The 23,857-nt window shown below is 56.2% G+C and carries 21 protein-coding genes and 1 riboswitch; of the genes, 15 read left to right on the forward strand and 6 right to left on the reverse strand.

The window, feature by feature from the left end:
* Positions 1-138: 138 nt before the first annotated feature.
* The 5 genes from FY034_RS00150 to FY034_RS00170 all read right to left on the reverse strand — a co-directional run bounded on the left by FY034_RS00150 (position 139) and on the right by FY034_RS00170 (position 3,579).
* The gene (locus FY034_RS00150) at positions 139-954 is read right to left on the reverse strand and encodes a flagellar motor protein MotB (protein ID WP_265552809.1); all 816 of its coding nucleotides are present in this window, start codon (positions 952-954) and stop codon (positions 139-141) included.
* Between the two features lie 11 nt (positions 955-965).
* Entirely contained in the window at positions 966-1,715 is a 750-nt protein-coding gene (locus FY034_RS00155) for a flagellar motor protein (protein WP_012468128.1), read from the reverse strand.
* 3 nt (positions 1,716-1,718) lie between these two features.
* Positions 1,719-2,036, reverse strand: coding sequence for a flagellar FlbD family protein (locus FY034_RS00160; protein WP_265552813.1), 318 nt, complete (start codon positions 2,034-2,036; stop codon positions 1,719-1,721).
* Between the two features lie 90 nt (positions 2,037-2,126).
* Entirely contained in the window at positions 2,127-3,224 is a 1,098-nt protein-coding gene (locus FY034_RS00165) for an AAA family ATPase (RefSeq protein ID WP_265552814.1), read from the reverse strand.
* Positions 3,217-3,579: a PilZ domain-containing protein gene (locus tag FY034_RS00170; RefSeq protein ID WP_265552815.1), complete on the reverse strand. Its 363-nt coding sequence runs from the start codon at positions 3,577-3,579 to the stop codon at positions 3,217-3,219. Before FY034_RS00170 ends, FY034_RS00165 begins: the two co-directional genes overlap by 8 nt.
* A 159-nt stretch (positions 3,580-3,738) precedes the next feature.
* Positions 3,739-3,838, forward strand: a riboswitch (TPP riboswitch).
* A gap of 56 nt (positions 3,839-3,894) precedes the next feature.
* Here FY034_RS00170 and thiS point away from each other — a divergent pair.
* The 9 genes from thiS to FY034_RS00215 all read left to right on the forward strand — a co-directional run bounded on the left by thiS (position 3,895) and on the right by FY034_RS00215 (position 13,198).
* A complete protein-coding gene (gene thiS, locus FY034_RS00175) occupies positions 3,895-4,095 on the forward strand; it encodes a sulfur carrier protein ThiS (protein WP_265552817.1) in 201 nt (66 codons plus the stop codon).
* Positions 4,096-4,098: 3 nt separating this feature from the next.
* Entirely contained in the window at positions 4,099-4,878 is a 780-nt protein-coding gene (locus FY034_RS00180; protein WP_265552819.1) for a thiazole synthase, read from the forward strand.
* Positions 4,879-4,886: 8 nt separating this feature from the next.
* Positions 4,887-5,507 carry a thiamine phosphate synthase gene (gene thiE / locus FY034_RS00185; protein WP_265552821.1) on the forward strand — a complete coding sequence of 207 codons (621 nt, stop codon included), beginning with the start codon at positions 4,887-4,889 and terminating at the stop codon, positions 5,505-5,507.
* Positions 5,508-5,626: 119 nt separating this feature from the next.
* Positions 5,627-6,580: a TIGR01212 family radical SAM protein gene (locus FY034_RS00190; protein ID WP_265552822.1), complete on the forward strand. Its 954-nt coding sequence runs from the start codon at positions 5,627-5,629 to the stop codon at positions 6,578-6,580.
* 135 nt (positions 6,581-6,715) lie between these two features.
* Positions 6,716-10,366 carry an Eco57I restriction-modification methylase domain-containing protein gene (locus FY034_RS00195; RefSeq protein WP_265552824.1) on the forward strand — a complete coding sequence of 1,217 codons (3,651 nt, stop codon included), beginning with the start codon at positions 6,716-6,718 and terminating at the stop codon, positions 10,364-10,366.
* Complete coding sequence (locus FY034_RS00200; protein WP_265552826.1) at positions 10,363-11,208, forward strand: Bro-N domain-containing protein; 846 nt, start codon at positions 10,363-10,365, stop codon at positions 11,206-11,208. The genes FY034_RS00195 and FY034_RS00200 overlap by 4 nt, the downstream gene beginning before the upstream one ends.
* A gap of 62 nt (positions 11,209-11,270) precedes the next feature.
* Positions 11,271-12,374, forward strand: a complete 1,104-nt coding sequence (locus FY034_RS00205; RefSeq protein ID WP_265552828.1) for a DUF362 domain-containing protein — start codon at positions 11,271-11,273, stop codon at positions 12,372-12,374.
* 258 nt (positions 12,375-12,632) lie between these two features.
* Complete coding sequence (locus FY034_RS00210; protein ID WP_265552829.1) at positions 12,633-12,935, forward strand: hypothetical protein; 303 nt, start codon at positions 12,633-12,635, stop codon at positions 12,933-12,935.
* Positions 12,936-13,006: 71 nt separating this feature from the next.
* The gene (locus tag FY034_RS00215) at positions 13,007-13,198 is read left to right on the forward strand and encodes a hypothetical protein (RefSeq protein ID WP_265552831.1); all 192 of its coding nucleotides are present in this window, start codon (positions 13,007-13,009) and stop codon (positions 13,196-13,198) included.
* Between the two features lie 30 nt (positions 13,199-13,228).
* Here the strand turns inward: FY034_RS00215 and FY034_RS00220 are convergent, their stop codons facing one another.
* A complete protein-coding gene (locus FY034_RS00220; protein ID WP_265552834.1) occupies positions 13,229-15,340 on the reverse strand; it encodes a TonB-dependent receptor in 2,112 nt (703 codons plus the stop codon).
* Between the two features lie 147 nt (positions 15,341-15,487).
* Between FY034_RS00220 and FY034_RS00225 the strand changes: the two genes are divergently transcribed.
* The 6 genes from FY034_RS00225 (at position 15,488) to dtd (ending at position 23,855) form a co-directional block, all read left to right on the forward strand.
* A complete protein-coding gene (locus tag FY034_RS00225; protein WP_265552837.1) occupies positions 15,488-16,357 on the forward strand; it encodes a phosphate/phosphite/phosphonate ABC transporter substrate-binding protein in 870 nt (289 codons plus the stop codon).
* Positions 16,357-19,389 (forward strand): hybrid sensor histidine kinase/response regulator, encoded by a 3,033-nt coding sequence (locus FY034_RS00230; protein ID WP_265552841.1) that lies wholly within the window; start codon positions 16,357-16,359, stop codon positions 19,387-19,389. Before FY034_RS00225 ends, FY034_RS00230 begins: the two co-directional genes overlap by 1 nt.
* Entirely contained in the window at positions 19,370-20,479 is a 1,110-nt protein-coding gene (locus FY034_RS00235; protein ID WP_265552843.1) for a response regulator, read from the forward strand. Before FY034_RS00230 ends, FY034_RS00235 begins: the two co-directional genes overlap by 20 nt.
* A 72-nt stretch (positions 20,480-20,551) precedes the next feature.
* Positions 20,552-21,424, forward strand: coding sequence for a phosphate/phosphite/phosphonate ABC transporter substrate-binding protein (locus FY034_RS00240; protein ID WP_265552845.1), 873 nt, complete (start codon positions 20,552-20,554; stop codon positions 21,422-21,424).
* Entirely contained in the window at positions 21,424-23,418 is a 1,995-nt protein-coding gene (locus FY034_RS00245; protein WP_265552847.1) for a putative bifunctional diguanylate cyclase/phosphodiesterase, read from the forward strand. Before FY034_RS00240 ends, FY034_RS00245 begins: the two co-directional genes overlap by 1 nt.
* Positions 23,415-23,855, forward strand: a complete 441-nt coding sequence (gene dtd, locus FY034_RS00250; RefSeq protein ID WP_265552850.1) for a D-aminoacyl-tRNA deacylase — start codon at positions 23,415-23,417, stop codon at positions 23,853-23,855. The genes FY034_RS00245 and dtd overlap by 4 nt, the downstream gene beginning before the upstream one ends.
* Positions 23,856-23,857: the final 2 nt, after the last annotated feature.

Here is a 23,857-nt window from a genome sequence, read left to right on the forward strand (position 1 = left end):
TCGACGGCGCGGCCCTGCGGCTGACCGGTTATCAGGCCTCAGCTGTTCTGTTTAGCGGGCGCCATGCAGCTGTGCTTGCATGCAAGGTTTTTCAACAACCGTGCCTGTGGGGAGAGTGCGGTCAGTCGTACTGAGAAATCAGGGTTCGCCCTGCTCAGCGCCACCGGAGAGCATAACGATATCCACCCGCCGGTTCTTGGAGCGGCCTTCTGAGGTTGTGTTTTCAGCAGTGGGGCGGAATTCCCCGTAGCCGGTGGCAGACAGTTTGCCTGGATCAACATCGTAGTTCTTCTGCAGGTAGCGCAGCACATTGGTGGCACGGGAGACTGACAGCTCCCAGTTGGAGGGAAACAGCGGGGTGCTGATCGGTATGTTGTCGGTATGTCCCTCAACCCGCAACGGGTTGGAGTATTGGGTCATGGCCTCAAGGATCGTATTTAACAGCTGGTACCCTGCCGGTTTGATCACCGCTGAACCGGAATCAAAAAAACCGGCCTCCTTCAGGCTGACCACCAGGCCGCGGCGGGTAATCCCGATGCTCACCTTGTTCTGGGCACCATGCTTGATCAGATAGGCCTCAATGGCCGACTGGATCTCTTTAAACTCCTTTTCCTCCGCCTTGCCTTTGCCGCGCCCCTTGTCCATGCCGCCCTGTCTCGGGCCGGCCGGCGGCATCTTGTTAATCATGGGGATAACGGCCATCTCAGGCTTGATCGCGGGGATCGGCTTGATATCCTGGGACTGCAACACCCCGCGTTGTCCAGCGGCGGCCTGGGTGGAATAGCCGAACGACTCCCGCATGGCGGCAGCCACCTCCTCAACCTTTTTCTTGTCGGTCTGGGACATGGCATACATGGTGACAAATACGGCAAACAACAGGGTGATGAAGTCAGCGTAGGAGACCAGCCAGCGCTCATGGTTGGCATGCTTTTCCGGCTCTTTTTTCAGCGCCACGTCAGAGGCTCCTAGTGCTCTTCACCGGCAAAGGCCTTCAGCTTTTGCTCAATAAAGTGAGGGTTTTCACCGTTCTGGATCGCAATCAGGCCTTCTACGATCATGACCCGCCGCAGTACCTCCTCCTTCATCCGGATCTTGATCTTGGAGCCGATCGGCAGACAGATGATGTTAGCGGTCATCAGGCCGTAGATGGTGGCAACGAAGGCGGCAGCAATACCTGCCCCCAGTTTTGAGGTGTCGGACAGGTTACCCATAACGTGGATCAGGCCAAGCACGGCGCCGATAATACCGATGGTGGGAGAGTAGCCGCCGGCTGCTTCAAAAAACTCAACCGAGTGTTTTTTGTGATCTTCATAGGCCATGATCTCGGCCTCAAGGGTCTCACGCAGCTTCTGGGGGTCAATGCCGTCAACCACCAGTGAAATCCCCTTTTTGATAAACGGGTCCTTGGCGTTCTGCGCTTCCTGCTCCAGCGAGATCAGGCCGTTACGGCGGGCCTTGGTGGCGTAGCCGATAATGTCCTTCACCACCGCTTCCGGGTCTACCTTGGGAGGCAGGAAGGCGGTCTTGATATCCTTGAAGCCGTTGATACAGGCAGCCAGCGGAAAGGAGATAAAGACGGCGCCAAAGGTACCGCCCAGCACGATCAGGGCGGATGTGGGTGAAATGAGCGCACTGACATGCACCCCTTCCAGTACCGCTCCGCCGAAGACAGCGCCAAAGCCGAGTGCAAGGCCGATTATTGTTGCTAAATCCATAGATCAGGTGTCCTGGCGGTGAAGTGGGTGTAGTGTCGCTTTGGTGTCGTCGGTAAGGAAATGTTCACTCTCGCTACGGTGGTAGCGTGAATTCCGTTGGCGCCGTAAATAGGCGTGGCCATTGGGAACAGCCCCTGAGCGACGTAAAATCCTGGACCTGAAGGCGATGATCCGGTTCAGAATGACCTGACAGTGTTCACGGACGAGAATGTGATGGCCGTTAAACAGCGTAATCACCGTGTCTGGGGTCTCTTCGACACTGACGATATGGTCAGGGTTCAGAAACATCGTTTGTCGGTCAAGGCGGGTGACCAGGATCATGTAGTCCTCTAAGTTGATTTTTCGCTAACAATATCAAACAACTGGATATGGTCAAGCTTTTTCGGTTATCAGGGTTGCAGTTGAGACCGGCTATGCGCCGAGCATTGCGTCTATCGCATCAAAACTTATATACTTTTCGGCAATTGAGTTAATAAGTTCAATCTTTTCCGTATCGTCAGGTCCGATTTTCGAGACATGCTCCCGCAGGCGGTAATAGACCTGGGAGGTGGTATCCTCGATTCTGATGTAGGGGATGTTGCTGTCTTCCAGGATGCGCTGGGTGATACCGGAGATTGGCGCATGACCGGCCACGATCAGCCCTGCCAGACGTTGGCGGAATTCGGGGATATGATGCAGCGATGAGGCGGTCACGATCAGCTCGTCGCGGGAGCTGGTCACGATCAGCAGGGTTGACTCCTCCAGGCTGTCAATCACCCGTTGGGAAGAGGCGGCACCCAGCTGGATGGTGTGGCAGATCCGGCTGCGGTCGGCAGGGTCACCATGCAACGGCAGCTCCAGCAGTTCACCTACGTGCTGCAGGGTCGGGTCTGCCAGAATGGGAGAATAATCAAAGGCACTGGTGACCAGCAGCTGCTGGTGCTGGAACGCCTTGGTCAGATAGGCCAGAGAGCGCTCGCGCTTTTCCGGCACCAGCTTGTTGGCCATGATAACCCGCACATTGGCCTGTTCGCGGGCATAGAGGGCCAGATTCAGTTCCACCGCATCGATGACGTTACCGATACCACCGCCGGTCACCATCAAAACCGGTGCCCCCAGCATGGCAGCCACCTGGGCGTTATTGACACCCACCACTGAACCGACACCACCATGTCCGGCCCCTTCGATGATCAGAAAATCAAACTGCTGCTCCAACTCGGCACAGGCCTTGAGGATCGCCTGGCGGGGTGCCAGCGGGTCAATCTTGCCATCCAGAAACTGACGGGTCGAGCCGGGGGTCAGGGTCATGGGGGACATCAGGTGCGCCACATCATCCATGCCAAAGACACTGGAAAACATGGCCGCATCCTTGTCCATGGTCAGACCGCGGTACTGGATGCACTTGGGGCCGATCGGCTTCATGAAGCCAACCCGACGGTATTTCTGGAGGGCCAGATGCATCAGCGAGAGCGAGATGGTGGTCTTGCCGCAATGCTGACCGGTTGCGCCGATAAATATCTTTCTACACATGCGTGGCCCCTCCCTGCGGCAGCGGTTCTGGAACATGGCATAAACCCATATAGCGGTCGCGCCCGTTATGGAAGCGGATGATCCGCACCCCCATACCGCACTTTTTCACCAGATGGAACAGGTTCTGGGGGACCCGCTTGGCCCACATGACCCGGGCATCGAAGCTGATCGGCTGGTCATCGACCAGCAGTTCAATCCTGAGGACGGTATTGGGGTTACAGACATTGGCGGTCTTGATGAACAGCCCCAGCGGTGAGAGATCCTCGGTAAAGGCGCGTCTGCTGGCGGCCTCATCAGTACCAAAACAAAGGGCTATCCGCCTGCGTTTCCGGTCATTGTTGCGCTTGTCGGCCATAGGAACCATCTCCCGGGTAAGGTAATGAAATAAGAGAATACCATAGTATTTGAAAACTGCATCTTAACTCTGTGTCAGTCCGGTTTCTGCACAGGAGAATACCGTTGACAATCAGAGGTGAATCCACTAGGTTTGCCCTAGTTCTTTCTGTCTAACCATGTAAACCGCTAGGGGAGTTTCGACTGAGAGCAGCAACCGGCTGCGACCCTTGGAACCTGATCCGGGTAATTCCGGCGTAGGGAAGCGGACGATTTCGAATACCGACGAATCGCCGCCCTTCCAGGCGGCTTTTTTTTATTGCGGGAGGTATGTGCCATGCAGGTCGTAATCAACGGAGAAATGCGGCAGCTTGCCGACGGGACCACGGTCGGCCAACTGCTGGAAGAGTTGCAGATTCCGGTCACACGGGTGGCTGTGGAACGCAACCTGGAGATCGTTCCCAAGGCCGGCTATGCTGAACAGACATTGCAGGATGGGGACAGGATCGAGATAGTCCATTTCGTAGGGGGAGGATAGCAGATGTCTAAAGGTAAACTGACAATTGCAGGAAAAGAGTTCAACTCGCGCCTGATGGTGGGAACCGGCAAGTACGCCTCGAACGAGCAGATGGTGGCCGCGCTGGAGGCCTCCGGTGCCGAGATCATTACCGTGGCTGTCCGGCGGGTCAACCTGGCCGAGATGGGCAAGGGCTGCATGCTGGACTACATCGATCCTAAAAAGTACACCCTGCTGCCCAATACTGCGGCCTGCTTCACGGCTGACGATGCGATCCGCACCTGCCGTCTGGCCCGTGAGGCCGGTCTGTCCGACATGGTCAAGCTGGAGGTGCTGGGTGATGAAAAGACCCTCTTCCCGGATAACGAAGAACTGCTCAAGGCGGCCAAGGTACTGGTTGCCGAGGGCTTCACGGTCCTGCCCTACTGCAGTGATGACGTGATCCTCTGCAAGAAGCTGGAGCAGCTGGGCTGCGCTGCCGTGATGCCGCTGGCTGCGCCGATCGGCAGCGGCCTGGGCATCCGCAACCCCTATAATCTCAAGATCATCATGGAAGCGGTCAGTGTGCCGGTCATCGTGGATGCCGGGGTGGGTACCGCCTCTGATGCCGCGCTGGCCATGGAACTGGGCTGTGATGGGATCCTGATGAACACCGCCATTGCCGGTGCACAGGATCCGGTTGCCATGGCGCGGGCCATGAAGCTGGGGGTCGAGGCCGGGCGTCTTGCCTATGAGGCGGGCCGGATACCCAAGAAGCTGTATGCCACGGCTTCTTCACCGCTGACCGATCTGATCGGCTCGTAAGGCTCACTGTGATTGACTTTTCCCTGTACCTGATCACTGACCGCACTCAGACCGCCGGCAGGCCGTTGCTGGAGGTGGTTGAGGCAGCACTTGGCGGCGGGGTGCGGGCTGTGCAGTTGCGGGAAAAAGATCTGCCGGCGGCTGAGCTGTATGAGCTGGCCTGGGAAATGAGGGCGCTGACCAGCCGCTATGATGCCCGTTTGCTGATCAATGAGCGGATTGACGTCGCCCTGGCGGTTGAGGCGGACGGCGTCCACCTGGGGGTGAACTCGCTGCCGGTTACGGCTGCCAGGCGGATTGCGCCTGATCTGTTGATCGGCTATTCCAGCCATGGCGTGGGTGAGGCCGTGGCTGCCCTGGCCAAGGGGGCGGACTTTGTCACCTTCGGCCCGGTCTTCCCGACCCCCTCCAAGGCGGCCTATGGTGAGCCGGTGGGGCTGGGAGAGCTGGGGCGGGCCTGCAGGCAGACCGTCGGTGATCTGGTCTTCGGCCTGGGTGGCATCAAACGCACTAATCTTGAGCAGGTCACTGCTGCCGGCTGTTACCGGGTGGCCCTGATCTCGGATATCCTGGCTGCGGCTGATCCGGCTGCAGCAGCCGAGGCCTTCCGGCGGGGACTTGGTTGTTAGTAACACCAATCGTTTTACCGCAGAGGACGCGGAGTAAGGTAGAGGGACTGCAAAAGTATATCCCGTGTGCTTTTCCCGGTTTTTACCTCTGTGCCCTCTGCGGTGATTAAAGGTTTTGCATGTCTGCGTTTTCATCTGAACATATCCATCCTGACCTGCGGATCAACTCCTACGGCCACTACCTGCGCCGGCGTTTTGGCTGCCGGGTCAGCAAGGTTAATGTGGACGCCGGTTTCACCTGCCCCAACCGTGACGGCAGCAAAGGTACCGGCGGCTGCATCTACTGCAACAATGTCTCCTTCTCCCCCCGCGACACCCAGGCCGAGATTCCGCTTGAAGAACAGGTCACAACCGGGATGGCCTATCACCGCAGGCGTCTTAAGTCAGATAAATTCATTGTCTATTTCCAGAAGTACACCAACACCTACGCCTCGGTAGACCATCTGGCAGAGCTCTACCAGCGTGCCCTGGCCCTGCCTGATGTAATCGGTATCTCGGTTGGCACCCGGCCTGACTGTCTGACTGACGAGGCGTTGGAGCTACTGACCGCGATTGCCAGGGATCACTACGTCTGCCTGGAGCTTGGCCTGCAATCAGCCGATGATGCCATTCTGGAACAGATCAACCGGGGACACTCGCTGGATGATTTTATCTCCGCCGTCAAACGGGCCTCAGGCCGCGGCCTTGATATCTGCGCCCACCTGATCTACGGCTTTCCCGGAGAGCAGCCGCAGGAGTTTGTCAAATCGGCCGACCTGCTTGATTCGTTACCCTCAATTACCTCGGTCAAGCTGCACCAGCTGCATGCCGTGGAAGGGACTGAACTGGCTGCCATGTACCGTCGGGGCGAGTTTGACCCGATCAGCCTTGAGCAGTATGTCGGCACTGCGGCGGATTTTCTGGAGCGGTTGCCGTCCCGGATCAGCATCCAGCGCCTGTACGGTTCATCACCGCTTGAAATCAGGGTTGCGCCGCAATGGGGTTTGAAGAATAACCAGATGTGGTATGCTGTGTTAAACGAGTTGAAGCGCCGGGGCAGTTGGCAGGGATGTAAAGTAACTCGTCGCGGTTAGTTGATACGACCGGTGTTAAAGGACAGAATGATGATTCTGTCCTTTTTTGTTTGTGTGGCAATTGCAGGACTCATTTGTTATAAAGTTTAGGCGTTTACCGATGTTATTCATGTGCAACAGCATATAAGGCATTCTATGAAGCTCACCATTCTGCCACCTCAAAAATCCCTCAACAAGGCCTACCTTAAACAAAGCCTGAAGCGGGATCAGATCGACCTTTTCAGGGCCAACCTTGCCCGGATGTTTGAGCGTATCCGTACGGGTACGGACGAGCATGAAGAGCACCTCAAGAATATTGTCTCAGACTTTCTGAAAGACACCTGGTACAAGCAGACCCACGAGATCAACACCAGCGGTCGTACTGATCTGGTCATCCATAACGGTACAAACTCGAAAGACACGGTTGGCGTACTGCTGGAGGTTAAACGCCCCGGCAACAGCGCTGAAATGATCTCCCACGACAAGCCCAATAGCAAGGCGCTGCATGAGCTGCTGCATTACTACATGCAGGAACGCTATATAAAGGGCAATCTGGAAGTCAGGCGTCTGATTGTCTGCAATATCTATGAATGGTACATCTTTGATGCCGCTGATTTTGAGCGTCTGTTTTTTCAGAACAAGAAGTTTGTTGAAAGCTATCAAAAGTGGAGCAATGGCCTCTTTAGTGGTGACAAAACCGACTGGCTCTATAGAGAAATCCTCAAGCCGTTTGTTGAAGGCGAACTGGAAAACCTTCCCTGCACCTACTTTAACCTGAAAGAGTACGAGCGGATTGTCCGTAATCCTGCCAAGGCTGAAGACAACAAGCTGATCGCCCTCTACAAGGTACTCTCTCCGCCACACCTGCTAAAACAGTCCTTTGCCAACGACAGTAACTCCCTGAACAGGGAGTTTTACAGTGAACTGCTGCATATCATCGGCCTTGAAGAGGTAAAGGAAAAAGGCAAGAAGCTGATCCGGCGCAAGCCCGAAGGCAAGCGCGATGATGGATCTCTGCTGGAGAACACCTGCAACATCCTTAAGACCCGTGGACGGCTTTCTGTCCTTGCCAACCCGCAGCAGTACGGAGCTGATGCAGATGAACAGTATTTCAGCGTTGCCCTTGAACTCTGCATCACCTGGCTTAACCGTCTGCTGTTTCTGAAGCTGCTGGAAGGGCAGTTGATCACCTACCATAAGGGCGACCGCAGCCATGCCTTTCTCAACAGCAGCCGGATTGATGATTTTGATGAACTGAATGAGCTGTTTTTTGAGGTGCTTGCAGTACGGGTTGACGAGCGCAGCCAATCAGTACGGGAAAAGTTTGGGGCCATTCCGTACCTAAACAGCTCCCTGTTTGAAGAAAGCGATCTTGAGCGGGCCACCATACGGATCAATGAACTCAAGAACCGGCTTGATCTGCCGCTTTCAAGCTCCACCGTGCTTAAGGCAACCAACGGCAAGCGCTTAACCGGCAGCAAAAACACCCTGAACTACCTGTTTGAATTTCTGGATGCCTATGACTTTGGCGCAGAAGGCAGCGCCGAGATTCAGGAGCAGAACAAGAGCATCATCAACGCCTCGGTGCTGGGCCTGATCTTTGAAAAGATCAACGGCTACCGGGACGGTTCCTTCTTTACCCCTGGATTTATCACCATGTACATCTGCCGTGAAACCATCCAACGGGCCGTACTGCACAAGTTCAACAACACCTATGGTTGGGACTGTAGCAGCCTGATTGACCTGCACAATGAAATCTACCGCCAGCGTGTACCGGTTAACGATGCCAATGCCCTGATCAACTCCTTAAAGATCTGCGATCCGGCTGTGGGTTCCGGCCACTTCCTGGTTTCAGCTTTAAATGAGATCATCGCCATCAAGAGTCAGCTGCGGATACTGGCCGACAGAGACGGTAAGCTGCTGCGCTGTGACCTGACCATTGAAAACGATGAACTGATCGTCACGGTTGATGATCAGATCTTTGAGTACCACTTCAAGGACAGCGAATCACAGCGGATACAGGAGACCCTGTTCCACGAAAAAGAGACCATCATTGAAAACTGCCTGTTCGGGGTGGATATCAACCCCAAGTCAGTTATGATCTGCCGCCTGCGGCTCTGGATAGAGCTGCTGAAAAACGCCTACTACCGCCGCAACAGCGACCAGCTTGAAACCCTGCCCAACATTGATATCAACATCAAGTGCGGCAACTCGCTGGTCAGCCGGTTTGCCTTGGCCGGTATGCCGTCACTCCCTGCAGCCGGACGCAAGAAGCAGAAAGAACTGGCCGACAAATATCGTGAACTGGTCTTCTTTTACAAACATGCCCCCAGCAACAAGGCAGAAGTACGCAAGCAGATTGAGAACCTGAAACATTCCCTGGAGAACTTTGGTCTGCCCAATGACAAAGAGCTGATCGCCCTGCGCAAAAAGGAAAACGAAGTGGCCCAGCTTGGTTTTGCCTTTGATAAAAAAGGGACTGAAGCCAGGCAGAAGCTGATGAAAGAGGTAGAAGCGCTGCAGACCCGCTTTGCGGAGAAGGAGCGGCTGCTGTACAGCAACGCCTTTGAATGGCGTTTTGAGTTCCCGGAAGTGCTGGATGATGCCGGGGAGTTTATCGGCTTTGATGCGGTGATCGGGAACCCGCCGTATGGCGTTGCCATGGCAAAAGAGTTGAAGCAATGGTACCAGACCTACACGCTACGGGGAGAAAGCTATGTTCTCTTTGTCGAAAAGGCGTTATCGCTATTGAAGTATCAAGGGCAGTTCAGCTTTATCATTCCTGACACCTATTTGAACCTGAACTTTACTGCGCCGTTACGAAGCCATCTGTTACAGAATTCATACCTGCAAGAACTGGTGTTACTGCCATCCCGTGTTTTTGATGATGCCACGGTTGACACCACCCTGCTTTTTACCGAGAAAGCTGCTTCAGCTGAGGTGTTTCATCAGTCCTCAGTGCGGGTTAAAAGCTTTTCAAAACAAGCCAGCCAGATAGACCTTGATCTGCCTGAGTACGCTGCTACTGCTGATACGGTTTCATGGCATACCCAAGGCAGTTTTAATGTTCAGCTTGGCGGCGCTGCTGAAACACTGTTGAACCGCTTAGTAACCACACTACCTAGCATAGCTGAATTGGCAGAAATGTTTTCAGGTATAAAGGCTTATGAGGTTGGTAAAGGGAATCCACCACAAACGGAAGCAGTTCGTTCTACTAAGCCATTTACCTCCACAGTTCAAAAGCACAAAGACTTTTTACCGTTTTATGATGGCAAGCATGTGGGGCGCTATCGGATATTTTGGGAGAAAAACAATTGGCTTCACTATGGACCTTGGCTTGCAGCACCTCGCAAACCGCAAAATTTCGTTGGTGAAAAAATTCTGATTCGAAAGATTGTGGCTGACACCCTTATTGCCAGCTATGTGCCGGAAACTTCCTACTGTAACACCTTGCTGCATGTTCTAAAAATTAAGCCGGAACACAAGCTATCTTACTTGTATCTGCTGGGGGTTTTGAATTCCCGCTTTATCGGCTGGTACTTCAAAAACAGATTCCAGATTTCGGCTGAAGACACCTTCCCGCAAATCATGATCAGCGATATCCAGCAGTTTCCTGTGCCAGAGGCACCAGAAGACCAGCAAGTTCCGATCGTCGAGCGCGTGCAGCAGATCCTGGATGCCCCCGACAGCCCGGAAGTTCCCCGACTTGAAGCCGAGATCGATCGCTTGGTCTATGCCCTCTACAACCTGACCGACGAGGAGATCGCTCTGGTGGAGAAAGCTTCTGCAAAAGGAGGCACACTATGACTGCACAGCAACTTGTCAAGTTGGCTGTCTTTGAAGGCAAACAGATTCGGAAAACCATCCATAATGATGAATGGTGGTTTTCAGTGGTGGATGTCTGTGAAGTGTTAACAGAAAGTCCGGATTCGGGTGCTTACTGGAGAAAATTGAAACAGCGCTTAAACAAGGAAGGCAGTCAGGTCGTGACAAATTGTCACGGACTGAAACTGCCTGCCGCTGACGGGAAAAAATATACCACCGACTGCGCCAACACCGAGGGGATGTTCCGCATTATCCAATCCATCCCCTCCCCCAAGGCAGAACCATTCAAACGCTGGCTGGCGCAGGTTGGCTATGAGCGGATTCAGGAGATTGAGAATCCGGAGCTGGCACAACAGCGGATGAAGGAGTTATACGAGCAGAAAGGCTACCCCAAGGATTGGATCGACAAGCGGTTGCGGGGTATCGCCATCCGCCAGAACCTGACCGATGAATGGCAGGAACGGGGCATCAGCTCAGAGCGTGATTTCAGCATCCTGACCGCCGAGATAGCCAAGGCCACCTTTGGCGTAACCCCTTCTGAGCATAAAAATCTGAAAGGTCTGACCAGAAAAAATGATAACCTGCGCGATCATATGACCGATCTGGAACTGATCTTCACCATGCTGGGAGAAAAGGTGACCACTGAGATATCGCAGACCGAAAAGCCTGGTACCTTTGAAGAGAACAAAAGGGTGGCGAAACGGGGCGGCCGGGTGGCTGGTACGGCTCGCAGGGAAACAGAGAAAGAACTTGGTAGAAGCGTAGTCAGCAAGCAGAATTTTCTTCCCAAAGAGCTTGCTGAGGATACGGAGAAGAACGCATAAAGATCATTTCGCACGTGACCACTGGTTATAACTGGCCACGTTGCATTACAGGAGGAGCGACCATGTCCAAAGTCTTTTTTGCTGATATGCGGGCCAGCCACAAAGAGAACCTGTTTGACAAGATAACCAAGCTGCTGACCATGTGCGGTCTGGCGCAACGGGTCAATGAAGGGGATCTGACGGCAGTCAAGATCCACTTTGGCGAAAAGGGTAACAGTGCCTTTATCAGGCCGATCTTTGCCCGGCGGGTGGTGGATGAGCTGAAAAAGCTGGGGGCCAAACCGTTTCTGACCGATTCTTCCACCCTCTACCCCGGCGAGCGCAAGGAGGCGATCTCTGCCCTGGCCTGCGGTATTGAAAACGGCTTTGCCTACGCCGTGGTCAATGCACCGCTGATCATCTCGGACGGTCTGCGGGGGGTCACCGAGACCACGGTTCCGATTAGCGGCGAGCTGCTTAAAGAGGTCTACATCGGTACCGAGATTGTGGAGGCTGATGCCCTGGTGGCGCTGTCCCACTTCAAGTGCCATGAGCTGACCGGTTTTGGCGGCGCCATCAAGAACCTGGGCATGGGCTGTGCCAGCCGCAAAGGCAAGCTGGTGCAGCATTCCACCGTGGCCCCGGTGGTGACGGCCAAGCATTGTACCGGTTGCGGACTCTGTATCCGGGCCTGTGCCCATGATGCGATTCGGATTATGGATGGCGTGGCAGTGATTGATGCAATCAAGTGTGCCGGCTGTTCCCGCTGTATTACGGTCTGCCCCACCAAGGCGGTGGCGATCCAGTGGAACGAGGCTGCTGATCTGGTGATGAAGAAGATGGCAGAGTATGCCAGCGGTGCGGTGGCCAACAAGCAGGGCAAGACGGTCTACCTCAACTTTATCACCCAGGTCTCACCGGCCTGCGACTGCTACGGCCATTGTGACGCCCCGATTGTGAACGATATCGGCATCTGTGCCTCGATTGATCCGGTGGCGCTGGATCAGGCCTGTGCCGACCTGGTCAATAATGCCCGCGGCAATCAGGATTCCGCTCTGAAGAGCGGCCATGAGCCGGGGGGCGACAAGTTCCGGGGCTGCTGGCCGGAGATCCCCTGGCAGGTGCAGCTTGAACATGCGGAAAAGGTCGGGTTGGGTAGCAGAAGCTATGAGCTGGTCAAGCTGTAACAGGTTTTGAAAAACTATTCCGGAGGCCGTCTACGGCGTTGCGCGGTACTCGCTCAATCGCCTAACTCGTTGTTATGTCTCATTCGCTGCGTTCCGTGCGCCTTGTACCCGGCCTTCCTCATAACGTTTCTCAAAACCCTGGTAACCGGTAGTTATGCCGGCCCGGCCTGTTCCCTGCCGTAGACCGCTCACGGCTGGTGCGCGTATAGCTGCATCAGCCGTTTGTTTTTTCAAGAACAGCGTGTTACTCTGGATCCCATGACAGCCCGGAATCACCATCGCATACGCTGCTTCTGCTGTTGTCTGCTGCTGCTCTCCTGCGTGCTGCAGCTGGTTGCCGTCCCTGCCTGCCAGGCGTCTGCCGACAGCCCTGTCTTCCACACACTGCTTGGGTGTGATACCACGGATGAAAATGGTGGACCTGTCGATCCTGATGAAGACGACAGCTTCATTCTGCTGCCGCCCCTGCAGCAGACATGGGCCGCCCACGCCGTAACGCCGCTGCAGATACCCTCCCCCGCCTCCCCTGTCTACAGGAGCCTCTATACACCGCCGGAATAACCGCCTGCATCGGCCTTAGGCTGTTGTTGAGCTACTGTTCTGATCTGCTGTGGTGTCCAGAGGTGATTGTCATGCCGGTTGAGTTTTGTCTGAATCCTGAATGTAAGCGACAGTTTGAAGTGATTGAGTTTGGCCATGACCGTCCGGCGCAGCCTGAGCCGCGCCAGCTGGTCTGCCCGTACTGCGGTCATACCATCTACCGCAAGACCAGAGGCGCATTTATTGTGCATCAGCTCGATAGAATGATGCTGCGGAACGACTAGCCGTGTTGCGAGCGTGGCCTCAAGGCCGGTCTAGAAACGATAGCTGGCTGACAGGGCAAAATTTCGTCCGCTTTCAGGGATACGAACCGCCATGGTAAGGGGGTCGCGTTGATAGGACAGCGGTTGGACATAGCTGCTGTCAAAAAGATTATTGACGGCGGCAGTAATGGTAAATCCGTTGTAGCGAGTGCCAAGATGAAGATCTGTGACGCAATAGCCCGGCATAGAGGTCTCATTCAGGGTGGCATCAAAACGGTTTTGGCGGGCCACCAGGGTCTGGCTGATACCGGCAAAGAAACGGCGGTCATCATACTGCAGAGCCAACCGTCCACGTAGCGGCGGAATCTCGGCCAGCGGCCTCCCGCTGGTCCGGTTGCGCCCTTCACTGTAGGCCACCATGCCTGAAAGCTTGCAATATGCCGGTAGTTGCAGCGTGCCATCAAACTCGACCCCCCAGATGGTGGCATTCAGATTGGTTGTGCTGCGTGCAGGGGTAAGGGGATTGGTGCCATCGGGATCAGGCCGGGAAACGGGTAGAATAAAATCTGTAGCCTGACTGTAAAATGTGGTCAGCTCGGCATGGTGCCTGCCGGATACCCAGGTTACCCCTGCATCCACCTGATGCACGACCGTCTGGCGTAGAAACGGATTGCCGAGCAGGTTGCTCCCCTGACGGTTCTGGCCGACATATAATTCATGCCCATCAGGAATTCGGCTGGCACGCCCGGCTTTCAAAAACAGTTCCAGATCAGGCCGCAGCTTCCAGAACAGCTGGGCATTGGCACCCCAATCAGCAAAGTCACGACTGTACGGGATTACCTGACCGGGATAGTAGGGCTGATAGAAGTTGGCAATACGTCCCGGAACCAGGCCTTCAGCATCCACCCGGCTGACATCACCCCGCACTGACAGCACCGTCCGCAGCGTGTCAGTCAGCGGCAGCTCATACAAACCAAACAGGCCGATATTACGGGTTGTGACATCAGGTATGGCAACCGTGTTGCGGTTGTCATTGTAGCGGTAGTCTGGTGTGGCAGATGTCCCGAAATTCAATAATGACGAGTAGCTGCCGCTCCAGGTGCGCTGGTAAAAATCAACCCCCTTGCGCAACTCACCGGCGCCCGGAGCGATTGTGGCGACGAGCCTCGCCCCGGTGGTATCAACGACAAACCGGTTGGACATGGCATAGGGGCGTTGATTCAGCAACAGGGCATTTCGATACGCGGTTGTCAGGCTTGTTGTACTCTGCACGGCGTTGGTGGGATCAGAAGAAAGTCTCAGTCTGTCGTCCAGCAAGGTACGCGCCCTGCTCCACCACCCCTGCAGACTGATTTCACGAATCAGGGGAGAAATATTCCGCACAGTCAGGCGGCCGTTCAAACGGTGTACCTGTTCGTCTGAAACATCAAAATTCATAGTGGGAACCTTGATGTCCGTCCCTTGCAGAAAGGCGTAGGAAAGCTCCATCCGGCTGTCTTTGGACAGATTCAGCCCTCCTTTCAGCCAAAAGGAGTCGATACGGTACATTGGCTGTTCTTCGCTGCCGGAGCGATAGTTATTGTTCCGGCCCGGGTAGGTTGTGCGAAGCAGAGAGACGCCATTACCGGCTTCCGGCACCCCGGAATAACGCCCCAGATAGCCGGCGCCAAAATCGGCCCGTTCGTTTCCAACCGAAACAAAGGCCCGTCCCTCGGTTACATCATAGGAACCGTAGGAAAAAGAGGTCTTTCCGGATAGCTTCGGTGGGTTGGCAGGCGAAACCACCTCAACACTGCCGCCGGCAGCACCGGGATAGGCCAGGTTGTAGGGGCCTTTGGTGACAATGATCGTGCTGATATCGGTATTTTGGAGCAGGAAGGGGGGAGCATCGATTCTGAAAGGGGTGGCACCGAAATAAGGGGCTCCGTCAAAGGTAATCATCAGGTTTTCACGTTGATAACCGCGAATGACGATGTTGGAGAGGGCGCCTTTGGTAAAGGAGCTGACACCAGCCAGCCGGAATACCTCGCGAGGGTCTGCCGGAGCAGGGCTGATGGTGCTCTCAGGCTCTTCCGCACTGCAGATGCCGGCCAGCAGGATAAGCAGGCCGGTCGTCAGTATCAGAGGGAGTACCTCTGTCTTTTTTGACAAAAAAAACGGCATAGGGCCCCTTTCCGGTCAACTGACTGCGGATAACTATAGCGCAGACAGAGCGGTTTACAAGCCCGCAATGGAAACAATTAGAAGTGGTGAAACAGAAAAAAACTGGTACTATCAAATTTCATTAAAGGGCTTCAGGGAGGGTAGATCATGCTGCGATCATTACGGTATCCCTTGGGTGTTTTTGCACTGTTTCTGATGCTGAGTCTGCTGGTCGCACCTGTAGAACTCCAGGCCTCCAGCACTGAAGCGGTCGCTGCAGAATATACCATGGGAGTCTTTCCTTTCATCCCTACCGCCAGCATTGAGGGCATCTTTGCCCCGCTTGCCGCAGAGATCAGCCGTGCCACCGGCAGGCCGATCAAGCTGCGCACCACAACCTCTTTTGAAAAATTCATGGATGAGTTGCGTAGCCGCTCGTACGACATTGCCTTTATCCAGCCCTTTGACTATGTGGATATTGCCAAACCGGGCGGCTACCTGCTGCTGGCGGCTCGCAACGACCGTTTGACCAGCCATATCGTGGTCAAGCAGGACAGCCCCATCAAGACCTTGAAAGATCTCAAGGGAAAGAGTCTGGGGATGCCGCCTAAGGTGGCCGCAGTCAGCTTTATGAACCTGGTTTCCATCAAAAAGGCCGGGCTCAGGCCTGAACATGACGTGAAAATAGTCTACCTAGCCTCCCACCAGGCCTGTCTGCAGCAACTGATGATCGGCAAGGTAGACGCCTGCGGTGTCTCTCCGCCGGGGGTGCGGCTGGTGGAACAGCAGATGAAGACCCGCTTTCGCCTGATCCATGAAACCCCGGAGATCCCGTCACCGCTCTTCGTGATCAAAAAAGAGCTGCCGTTACGTGACCGTGAGGCGGTCAAGGCCGCGCTGCTGGCCAGTGACCTGAATGGTGTCAATCCCCAGCTGCGCTCCATGTTTTTGGGTGAGGTGCCGAAACCGTTTCGTGTCACCACTGAGCGGGACTATGACGTCATTCAGACCTACCTGAAGTTGCTGAGGCAGCGCTGATGCAGATTAACTCGCTGCGCTACCGTTTTGCACTGATTATTGCGGTGGTAGCCGGGTTGCTGCTGGCCCTGGTGACCTGGTTGAGCATCAGTATGTCCCACCAGGTGGCCCGCAGTCAGCTTGAAACGAAAGAAGCGGTATTTAGTTCATTTTTGCAGGATATCACCCGCAACTCGCTCTTGCAGGGTGAGTATGAGGTGTTGCAGCTTTACCTGGAGAAGCTGCAGCGGGATCCTGAGGTCCGGCAGATCAGGGTTGCCGATTCTCGCGGAATAATTGTGGCCAGCACTATTCCGTCCGAACTGGGGAGCCGGCTTGCGGCTGAATCCGGCACGCCGGATGATGAGCTGCAGCGCCGGATTATTTCAAATGAAACCGGCGTGGTCGGAACGGTAGAAATCAGGTTTTCCCATCTCCAGATGGAGCAGCAGCATGCGCATGTACTGAAAACCAGCGTGCTGATCGCGTTGCTGAGCTTTTGCCTGGTGGTCGGTATCAGCCTCGCGCTGGGATTTTTCTTGACCCGGCGTCTGGTGCGCCTGACCGAGGCAGCGAAACGGTTGGCACAGGGGGATCTGACCATCCAGGTGGAACAGGGTGGCGGTGCGGATGATGAGATCGGCCTGCTGGGGAGCGCCTTCAATACCATGGCCCGTCAGCTGGAGGCGATGATCTCCGAGCTTCGCAGCGTAAATACGACCCTTGAGGAGCGGGTGCTGGAGCGGACCACGCTGCTTGAGTCGGCCAATCAGGAGCTGGAAAAGGCACGGGATGCGGCTGAATCAGCCAGTGTTGCCAAGGGCAGCTTTCTGGCCAATATGAGCCATGAGATCCGCACCCCGATGAATGCCATCATCGGCATGACCCACCTGGCCTTGCGCACCGAGCTTTCACCACAGCAACGGGAGTATCTGCGCAAGGTCTCCTTTGCGGCTGAATCGCTCCTGGGAATCATCAATGATATCCTTGATTTTTCTAAAATCGAGGCTGGCCGGATGGAGATGGAGCAGCAGGATTTCCTGCTGGAAGAGGCGCTTGAGAAGCTGACCATGCTGGTCTCCGGCAAAATGCTTGAGAAAAAGCTGGAGTTTCTGGTGGAGTCCGATCCGGCCATTCCTGCGGCCCTCGTGGGTGATGCCCTGCGGTTGGGACAGGTCTTGAGCAACCTCTGTAACAATGCGGCCAAGTTCACGGAGCAGGGGGAGATTGTGCTGTCGGCACGTCTGGTCAGGCGGGAGACGGAACAGGTTCTGCTGCGTTTTTCCGTACGCGATACCGGTATCGGCATGGACTCTGAGCAGCTGGGAAAGCTCTTCAGGCCCTTCAGCCAGGCCGATGTTTCCACCACCCGCAAGTATGGCGGTACCGGCCTGGGGCTGGCCATCTGCAAGCAGCTGGTTGAGTTGATGGGGGGGGAGCTGACGGTTGCCAGCGAGCCGGGCAAAGGCAGTGAGTTCAGCTTCACCGCCCGCTTCGGGATAGGTAGATTGGAACCCAAAAACCGGATTATACCGGAGCCGGACCTGAGGGGCAGGCGGGTGCTGGTGGTGGACGACAACCGCAGCGCCCGTGAGATTTTCGAGGGCCAACTGACGGCGCTGAATTTCAGCGTCACCAGCGTCCCGTCGGCAGAGGCCGGTCTGGCAGAACTGCTGCGGGCTGAGCGGAAAGAGCATCCCTATGATCTGGTGATCATGGATTGGATCATGCCGGAGCTGGATGGTTTTGAGGCAGCGCGTCAGATTCGCTGTAGCGATGCCATCACGCACCATCCCCGGATCATTATGGCCACCGCCTACGGTTGCGATGAGGCGGCGCGCAGGGCAACCGTCGAGGGGCTGGATGGCTATATAACCAAACCGGCCAATCTTTCCGTCCTGTTTGACGGGATCATGACCGCCTTTGGGAGGGAAAGCAGACTGGATATTGCCGGCAGCTGGAAGCGGGACGAGCATGACCGTGCCCGGCTTGCCGCCATCCGTGGTGGGCGGGTGCTGCTGGTGGAGGACAACGATTTCAACCGGCAGGTGGCGGTAGAACTGCTGGCTTCACTGGATCTGCAGGTGAGCACGGCAGAGAACGGACTTGAGGCGATCAGGCTGATCACGCAGGAACAGCCTGATCTGGTACTGATGGATATTCAGATGCCGGTTATGGATGGCTATGAAGCGACCCGTCAGATCCGTAACCTGCCCGGCTTTGCCGCTACTCCGATTGTTGCCATGACCGCCCATGCCATGGCATCTGACCGGGAACGCTGCCTGAAGGCCGGTATGAACGACTATATTGCCAAGCCGATTGTGCCGGAAGAGTTAACCCGCCTGCTGCTGGACTGGCTTCAGCCCGTGGCCGTTGACGCGCCGTCTGCAGAAGGCAACCGGCCGGAGCCTCAGAGTGACACCACCCCGCTACCCGAGGGATTGCCCGGCATTGACCTTACTACCGGGTTGCACTACTGCAATAGCAGGCCAGCCTTCTACCTGGAGCGATTACACAGCTTTCGCGATACCCGGCGCTCTGCCGATCTGGAGATACGGCAGGCGCTGGCTACCGGTGACCGGGAAACGGCCCACAGGTCTGCCCATACCATCAAATCGGTCAGCGCCAGTATCGGGGCCATGCAGCTGGCAGAGTCGGCCCGACAGCTTGAGGCCGTTCTGGCAGAGCCGGACCAGTCGCCGGACGCTGCCTTGACCCTGTTTTCAGAACAGCTGGCCGTGGTGCTTGCCGGACTGGAGCAGGGCCTGGACCCTGTCCTGCCGGTGCCTGCACCCGGCCCTGCTTCGGCGGACCCTGCCAGCTGTCTGGCCGTTGCCCGCGAGATCGTCAAGCTGCTGGATAGCGACCTGCCGGGTGCCATGGAACGGATTGATGCGCTGGAAGGCTGCCTATCCGGCGGTTGCCTGCAGCAGGACCTGGCAGAGCTGAAGCGCTGTCTGGCCGTTTTTGATATAGACAGTGCCCATGCAATTCTGGAGCGCTTGACGGTGCGTCTGGAGCAGGAAGCAGGAGGTGGCCAGCGTGGTCAGTGATCCCAAGCGGCGCAAGGTACTGATTATTGATGATACCCCGGAGAACATCCAGGTCTTGATGAACCTGTTGCGGGACGAGTATGCCATTGTGGTGGCCAATAACGGTGAGCGGGCACTGCACCTTGCCACAACGCAGCCGGTGCCTGATATTATCCTGCTGGATGTCCTGATGCCCGGCATGGATGGTTACGAGGTCTGCAGCAGGCTGAAGCGTGATCCCCGCACCGAATCAATCCCGGTCATCTTTATCACCGGGTTGTCAGATCAGGCAGATGAACAGCGCGGGCTTGACCTGGGGGCGGTTGACTATATCCACAAGCCGTTTACCCCCTCGCTGGTCAAGGCGCGCTTGCGTAATCATCTGGAGTTGAAAAGCCATCGCGACCACCTTGAAGAGCTGGTCCATGAGCGGACCAGGGAACTGATTCTGACCCAGGATGCGGCAATTTTTGGCCTGGGGATCCTGGCGGAATACCGTGATATTGAGACCGGTGAACATATCCGCCGTACCCAGCATTATGTCCGGCTGATGGCGGAGCAGCTGAAGGAACATCAGCATTTCAAGGGGTACTTTGACCGGAATACCATGCGGCTGCTCTTTAATTCAGCGCCGCTGCACGATATTGGTAAGGTCGGGGTACCGGATAATGTCCTCCAGAAACCGGCTTCGCTGTCGGAGGCTGAGTTTGAAACCATGAAGCAGCATACGGTTTTCGGGCGGGATATTATCAGCAGAATTGAAGCCGCTATGCGTAATAATGCAGCCTCAGCCTTTCTGCGTTTTGCCGAAGAGCTTGCTTATACCCACCACGAACGGTGGGATGGCAGCGGCTACCACGGCTTGAAGGGGGAGCAGATTCCGGTCTCAGGCCGCTTGATGGCCCTGGCTGATGTCTATGATGCCTTGACCAGTGTGCGGGTCTATAAACCTGCCTACCCCCATGAGCAGGCAATTGAGATCATTACCGGCGGGGATGGCCGCACCAGTCCTGACCACTTTGATCCGTTTGTACTGCAGGCCTTTCTTGACCTTGAAGAGGAGATCAGGCTGGTCTGTCTGTCGTACCGGGAGCCGGAGGGTGATCCCTGACTTTTGCTATGGAAACAGGGGGGGATCAATGGTATGTTGAGGCACTTTTCAAGGAGGTGCCAAGCGACGACTATGATCTTGCCCCGTATCTCTTTTCTGATCGTTACCTGCCTGCTCTGCGCGTTACTTACCCTGGAAAACAGCCCCTGCTGTGCTGAGGAGCCTGTAAAAAATGAATATGTGCTGGGGGTCTTCCCTTTCCTGCCGACCGCCAACCTGGAAGGGATCTTTGCCCCGATTGCAGCCGAACTGTCCAGGGCGCTGGGGAAACCGGTCCGGTTGCGGCTGACCAGTACCTACGGTAGCTTTATCACGGCCCTGAAAGACCAGTCCTTTGACATTATCCATGTCCACCCCTTTGACTATGTGCAGTTTGGCCGTCCCAAAGGCTATCATCCCCTGGTGGCCAGGTCGGAAGATCTCTTTGCCCAGTTTTCGGTTAAAATTAATGCCCCCATCACAAAACTGGCTGATCTGAAGGGAAAGCGGCTGGGAACACCACCTGCCACCGGTTCCGTAACCTATCTTGCACTGGATGCGGTCCACAAGGCAGGCCTTACACCCGGCAAGGATCTGACGGTGCGCAACTTCCCCAACCATCTGGCCTGTCTGCAGCAGTTGCAGATCGGCACGGTTGACTCCTGTGCCACCAGCGCTTCAACCCTCAAGACCTTTGAATCCCAGTTCGGATTACCGCTCAAGCGGATCGGTCACTCCCTCTCCATCCCCCACACCCTGTTTGCCGCCCATACTCGGATTCCTGCCGCTGACCGGGAAATTATCAAAAAGACGCTGCTTTCCAGCTCACTTGCCAAGGTTGATCCACAGCTGCGGCAGCTGTTCATTGAATCCGGCAATGCCGCTACCGGGAGTTATTTCAAAGCGGTCAGTGACCGGGATTATGAATCGACCCGGCGGATACTGAGGCAACTGGGAAGCCAGTGATGGCCATCTCTCTGAAATACCGGATCGCCCTGGTGGTCTTTGTGCTGCAGGTGGCCATCTTTTCTCCGCTGCTCTGGTTTACCTTTACCGCCTACCGGGATGCAGACCTGCAACAACTGCAGACCCGTGAAGATGTCTTTATGAGGCTGGTCTCCCAGTTGGGGCGCAAGGCGCTCCTGACTGGCGAGCCGACCGATTTCCAGCTATTTATCGCTCCGTTCAGCAAAGATTCCCATATCAACCGGATCATCTTGCTGAACCAGTCCGGTATTGTGGTTGCCAGTACCGCGCCCGTGGATCTGGGCGGACCGCTGCCGGTGCAGAAAAACGAACGGAACACCGTCTGGAAGACCAGCGAGATTGCCAATGCCACCGAGCGGCTGGGGGCCATTACGGTCCATTTTTCCCGGGCCGAACTGGATAAAAAGGTTGAGACCCTGCTCAAGCGGGGGATCCCGATTGCCGTGGCCGGTGTCGTACTGAGCGCCCTGGTGGGGTTGGGGCTGGGATCGCTGTTGACCCGCCGACTGAAGGCGCTTGAGCAGGCCACCCGTCAGATGGGGGAAGGTGATATGGAGGTGACCGTTGCGATCTCGGGCAATGACGAGGTGGCACACCTGGCCCAGGTCTTCAACGAGATGTCCGGCAGTCTGCGCTCCCAGTTTGATGAGCTGCAACAGGTTCAGCAGGAATTGTCCTTTCAGGCGCAGCATGATCCCCTGACCGGCCTGCCCAACCGCCTGCTGTTTGACCTGCGCTGCAGCCAGGCCATCGCAACCGCCCGGCAGCACAAGCAGTTGCTGGCGCTGCTGTTCTTTGATCTGGACCATTTCAAGAACATCAATGACAGCTACGGTCATCAGGTGGGGGATGCGGTATTGCGCTGCGTGTCTGCCCGCCTGACCATGGCCTTGAAAGACCACAACCTGATCGCCCGCCTGGGTGGCGATGAATTCTGTGTCCTGATTGAGCAGGTTGAACAGGAACAGGAGGCTGCCGCCGTTGCCGAGTCGATCCTGCATATGCTGACCGTGCCGCTGGAATGTGAGCAGCATGAGTTCTTCCTTTCTGCCAGTATCGGCATCTGCCTCTATCCCCGGGACGGCGAGGATGAGGTCAGGCTGTTGCGCAACGCCGATACGGCCATGTACCGCGCCAAGGCAGCCGGCCGGGGCGGCTACCGCTTCTACTCCCATGAACAGACCTCGTCGGTACAGGAACGGACCTCACTGGAACAGCGACTGCGCAAGGCGATTGAACGTGGTGAGCTGCGGCTGAACTATCAGCCCCAGGTCTGTCTGACCACCGGCAATCTGGTCGGGGTGGAGGCGCTGGCGCGCTGGTCAAGCCCGGAGTTCGGGCTGGTGGCCCCGGAAAAATTCATTCCGATCGCGGAAGAGAGCGGCCAGATCCTGGCGATGGGTGAGTGGATTCTGGACGACGCCTGCCGCCAGATGCAGAAGTGGCGCAAGGATGGTTCAACCATCCCCCGTGTGGCGGTCAATCTCTCCGCGCTGCAGATCCAGCGCAGCGATATTGCCACCCTGGTCCGCCGCACCCTGGACAGCACCGGCCTGCCTGCCAACTGCCTTGAGCTGGAGATCACGGAAGGCTATATCCTGCAGGATGCTGACCGGGCCGTGGCGGTGCTGCAGCAGTTGCGTGACCTGGGGGTCTCGATTGCCATCGATGACTTCGGCACCGGCTTTTCATCGCTGTCGTACCTGCATCGTCTGCCGATCGACCGGCTCAAGATCGACAAATCCTTTGTGCAGGAGATCGGCTCCACCTCACGGGCGGCCCAGGTGGCCCAGGCCGTGGTCAGCCTGGGCAAGACCCTGGGATTGTCCATCATCGGTGAGGGGGTTGAGCAGCTCCACCATGCCAATGCGCTGCGGGAGTGGGGCTGCCATGAAGGCCAGGGTTTCCTGTATGCCCCTGCCCTTGCCCCGGATCAGCTGCACCTGTTGGCACCGTTCAAGAGGCAGTCATGAAGGCGGTCATTCAGCGGGTCAGCAGCGCACAGGTTACAGTGCATGGTGAGGTGGTCGGGCAGATCGGCCAAGGTATCATGGTGCTGCTGGGGGTGGAAAAAGGTGATGGCGAGGCGGCGGCGGACTGGCTGGCTGAGAAGATGGTTGCCCTGCGGATCTTTGAAGACGAGGCCGGCAAGATGAACCGCGCCCTGACGGATATTGGCGGAGCGGTGCTGGCGGTTTCCCAGTTTACCCTGGCCGGTAACTGCGACAAGGGACGGCGCCCCTCCTTTGATACTGCTGCTCCGGCTGATGAAGGCAGGCGGCTGTACGACTATTTTGTCGGGGCCCTGAAACGTCAGGGTGTACCGGTTCAGACCGGTATCTTTCAGGCAGACATGCAGGTGGCGCTGGTCAACGACGGACCGGTCACCTTCATTCTGGAGCGGAGGTAGCA

Source organism: Trichlorobacter lovleyi, assembly GCF_015239775.1.
Classification (GTDB): Bacteria; Desulfobacterota; Desulfuromonadia; order Geobacterales; family Pseudopelobacteraceae; genus Trichlorobacter; species Trichlorobacter lovleyi_B.

What these genes read in the sequence shown, in the direction of transcription:
- FY034_RS00155 (WP_012468128.1), bottom strand. Translation starts at nt 1,715, where the DNA reads ATGGATTTAGCAACAATAATCGGCCTTGCACTCGGCTTTGGCGCTGTC.
- FY034_RS00160 (WP_265552813.1), bottom strand. Translation starts at nt 2,036, where the DNA reads ATGATCCTGGTCACCCGCCTTGACCGACAAACGATGTTTCTGAACCCT.
- FY034_RS00165 (WP_265552814.1), bottom strand. Translation starts at nt 3,224, where the DNA reads ATGTGTAGAAAGATATTTATCGGCGCAACCGGTCAGCATTGCGGCAAG.
- FY034_RS00170 (WP_265552815.1), bottom strand. Translation starts at nt 3,579, where the DNA reads ATGGCCGACAAGCGCAACAATGACCGGAAACGCAGGCGGATAGCCCTT.
- thiS (WP_265552817.1), top strand. Translation starts at nt 3,895, where the DNA reads ATGCAGGTCGTAATCAACGGAGAAATGCGGCAGCTTGCCGACGGGACC.
- FY034_RS00180 (WP_265552819.1), top strand. Translation starts at nt 4,099, where the DNA reads ATGTCTAAAGGTAAACTGACAATTGCAGGAAAAGAGTTCAACTCGCGC.
- FY034_RS00190 (WP_265552822.1), top strand. Translation starts at nt 5,627, where the DNA reads ATGTCTGCGTTTTCATCTGAACATATCCATCCTGACCTGCGGATCAAC.
- FY034_RS00195 (WP_265552824.1), top strand. Translation starts at nt 6,716, where the DNA reads ATGAAGCTCACCATTCTGCCACCTCAAAAATCCCTCAACAAGGCCTAC.
- FY034_RS00200 (WP_265552826.1), top strand. Translation starts at nt 10,363, where the DNA reads ATGACTGCACAGCAACTTGTCAAGTTGGCTGTCTTTGAAGGCAAACAG.
- FY034_RS00205 (WP_265552828.1), top strand. Translation starts at nt 11,271, where the DNA reads ATGTCCAAAGTCTTTTTTGCTGATATGCGGGCCAGCCACAAAGAGAAC.
- FY034_RS00210 (WP_265552829.1), top strand. Translation starts at nt 12,633, where the DNA reads ATGACAGCCCGGAATCACCATCGCATACGCTGCTTCTGCTGTTGTCTG.
- FY034_RS00215 (WP_265552831.1), top strand. Translation starts at nt 13,007, where the DNA reads ATGCCGGTTGAGTTTTGTCTGAATCCTGAATGTAAGCGACAGTTTGAA.
- FY034_RS00220 (WP_265552834.1), bottom strand. Translation starts at nt 15,340, where the DNA reads ATGCCGTTTTTTTTGTCAAAAAAGACAGAGGTACTCCCTCTGATACTG.
- FY034_RS00225 (WP_265552837.1), top strand. Translation starts at nt 15,488, where the DNA reads ATGCTGCGATCATTACGGTATCCCTTGGGTGTTTTTGCACTGTTTCTG.
- FY034_RS00230 (WP_265552841.1), top strand. Translation starts at nt 16,357, where the DNA reads ATGCAGATTAACTCGCTGCGCTACCGTTTTGCACTGATTATTGCGGTG.
- FY034_RS00240 (WP_265552845.1), top strand. Translation starts at nt 20,552, where the DNA reads ATGATCTTGCCCCGTATCTCTTTTCTGATCGTTACCTGCCTGCTCTGC.
- FY034_RS00245 (WP_265552847.1), top strand. Translation starts at nt 21,424, where the DNA reads ATGGCCATCTCTCTGAAATACCGGATCGCCCTGGTGGTCTTTGTGCTG.
- dtd (WP_265552850.1), top strand. Translation starts at nt 23,415, where the DNA reads ATGAAGGCGGTCATTCAGCGGGTCAGCAGCGCACAGGTTACAGTGCAT.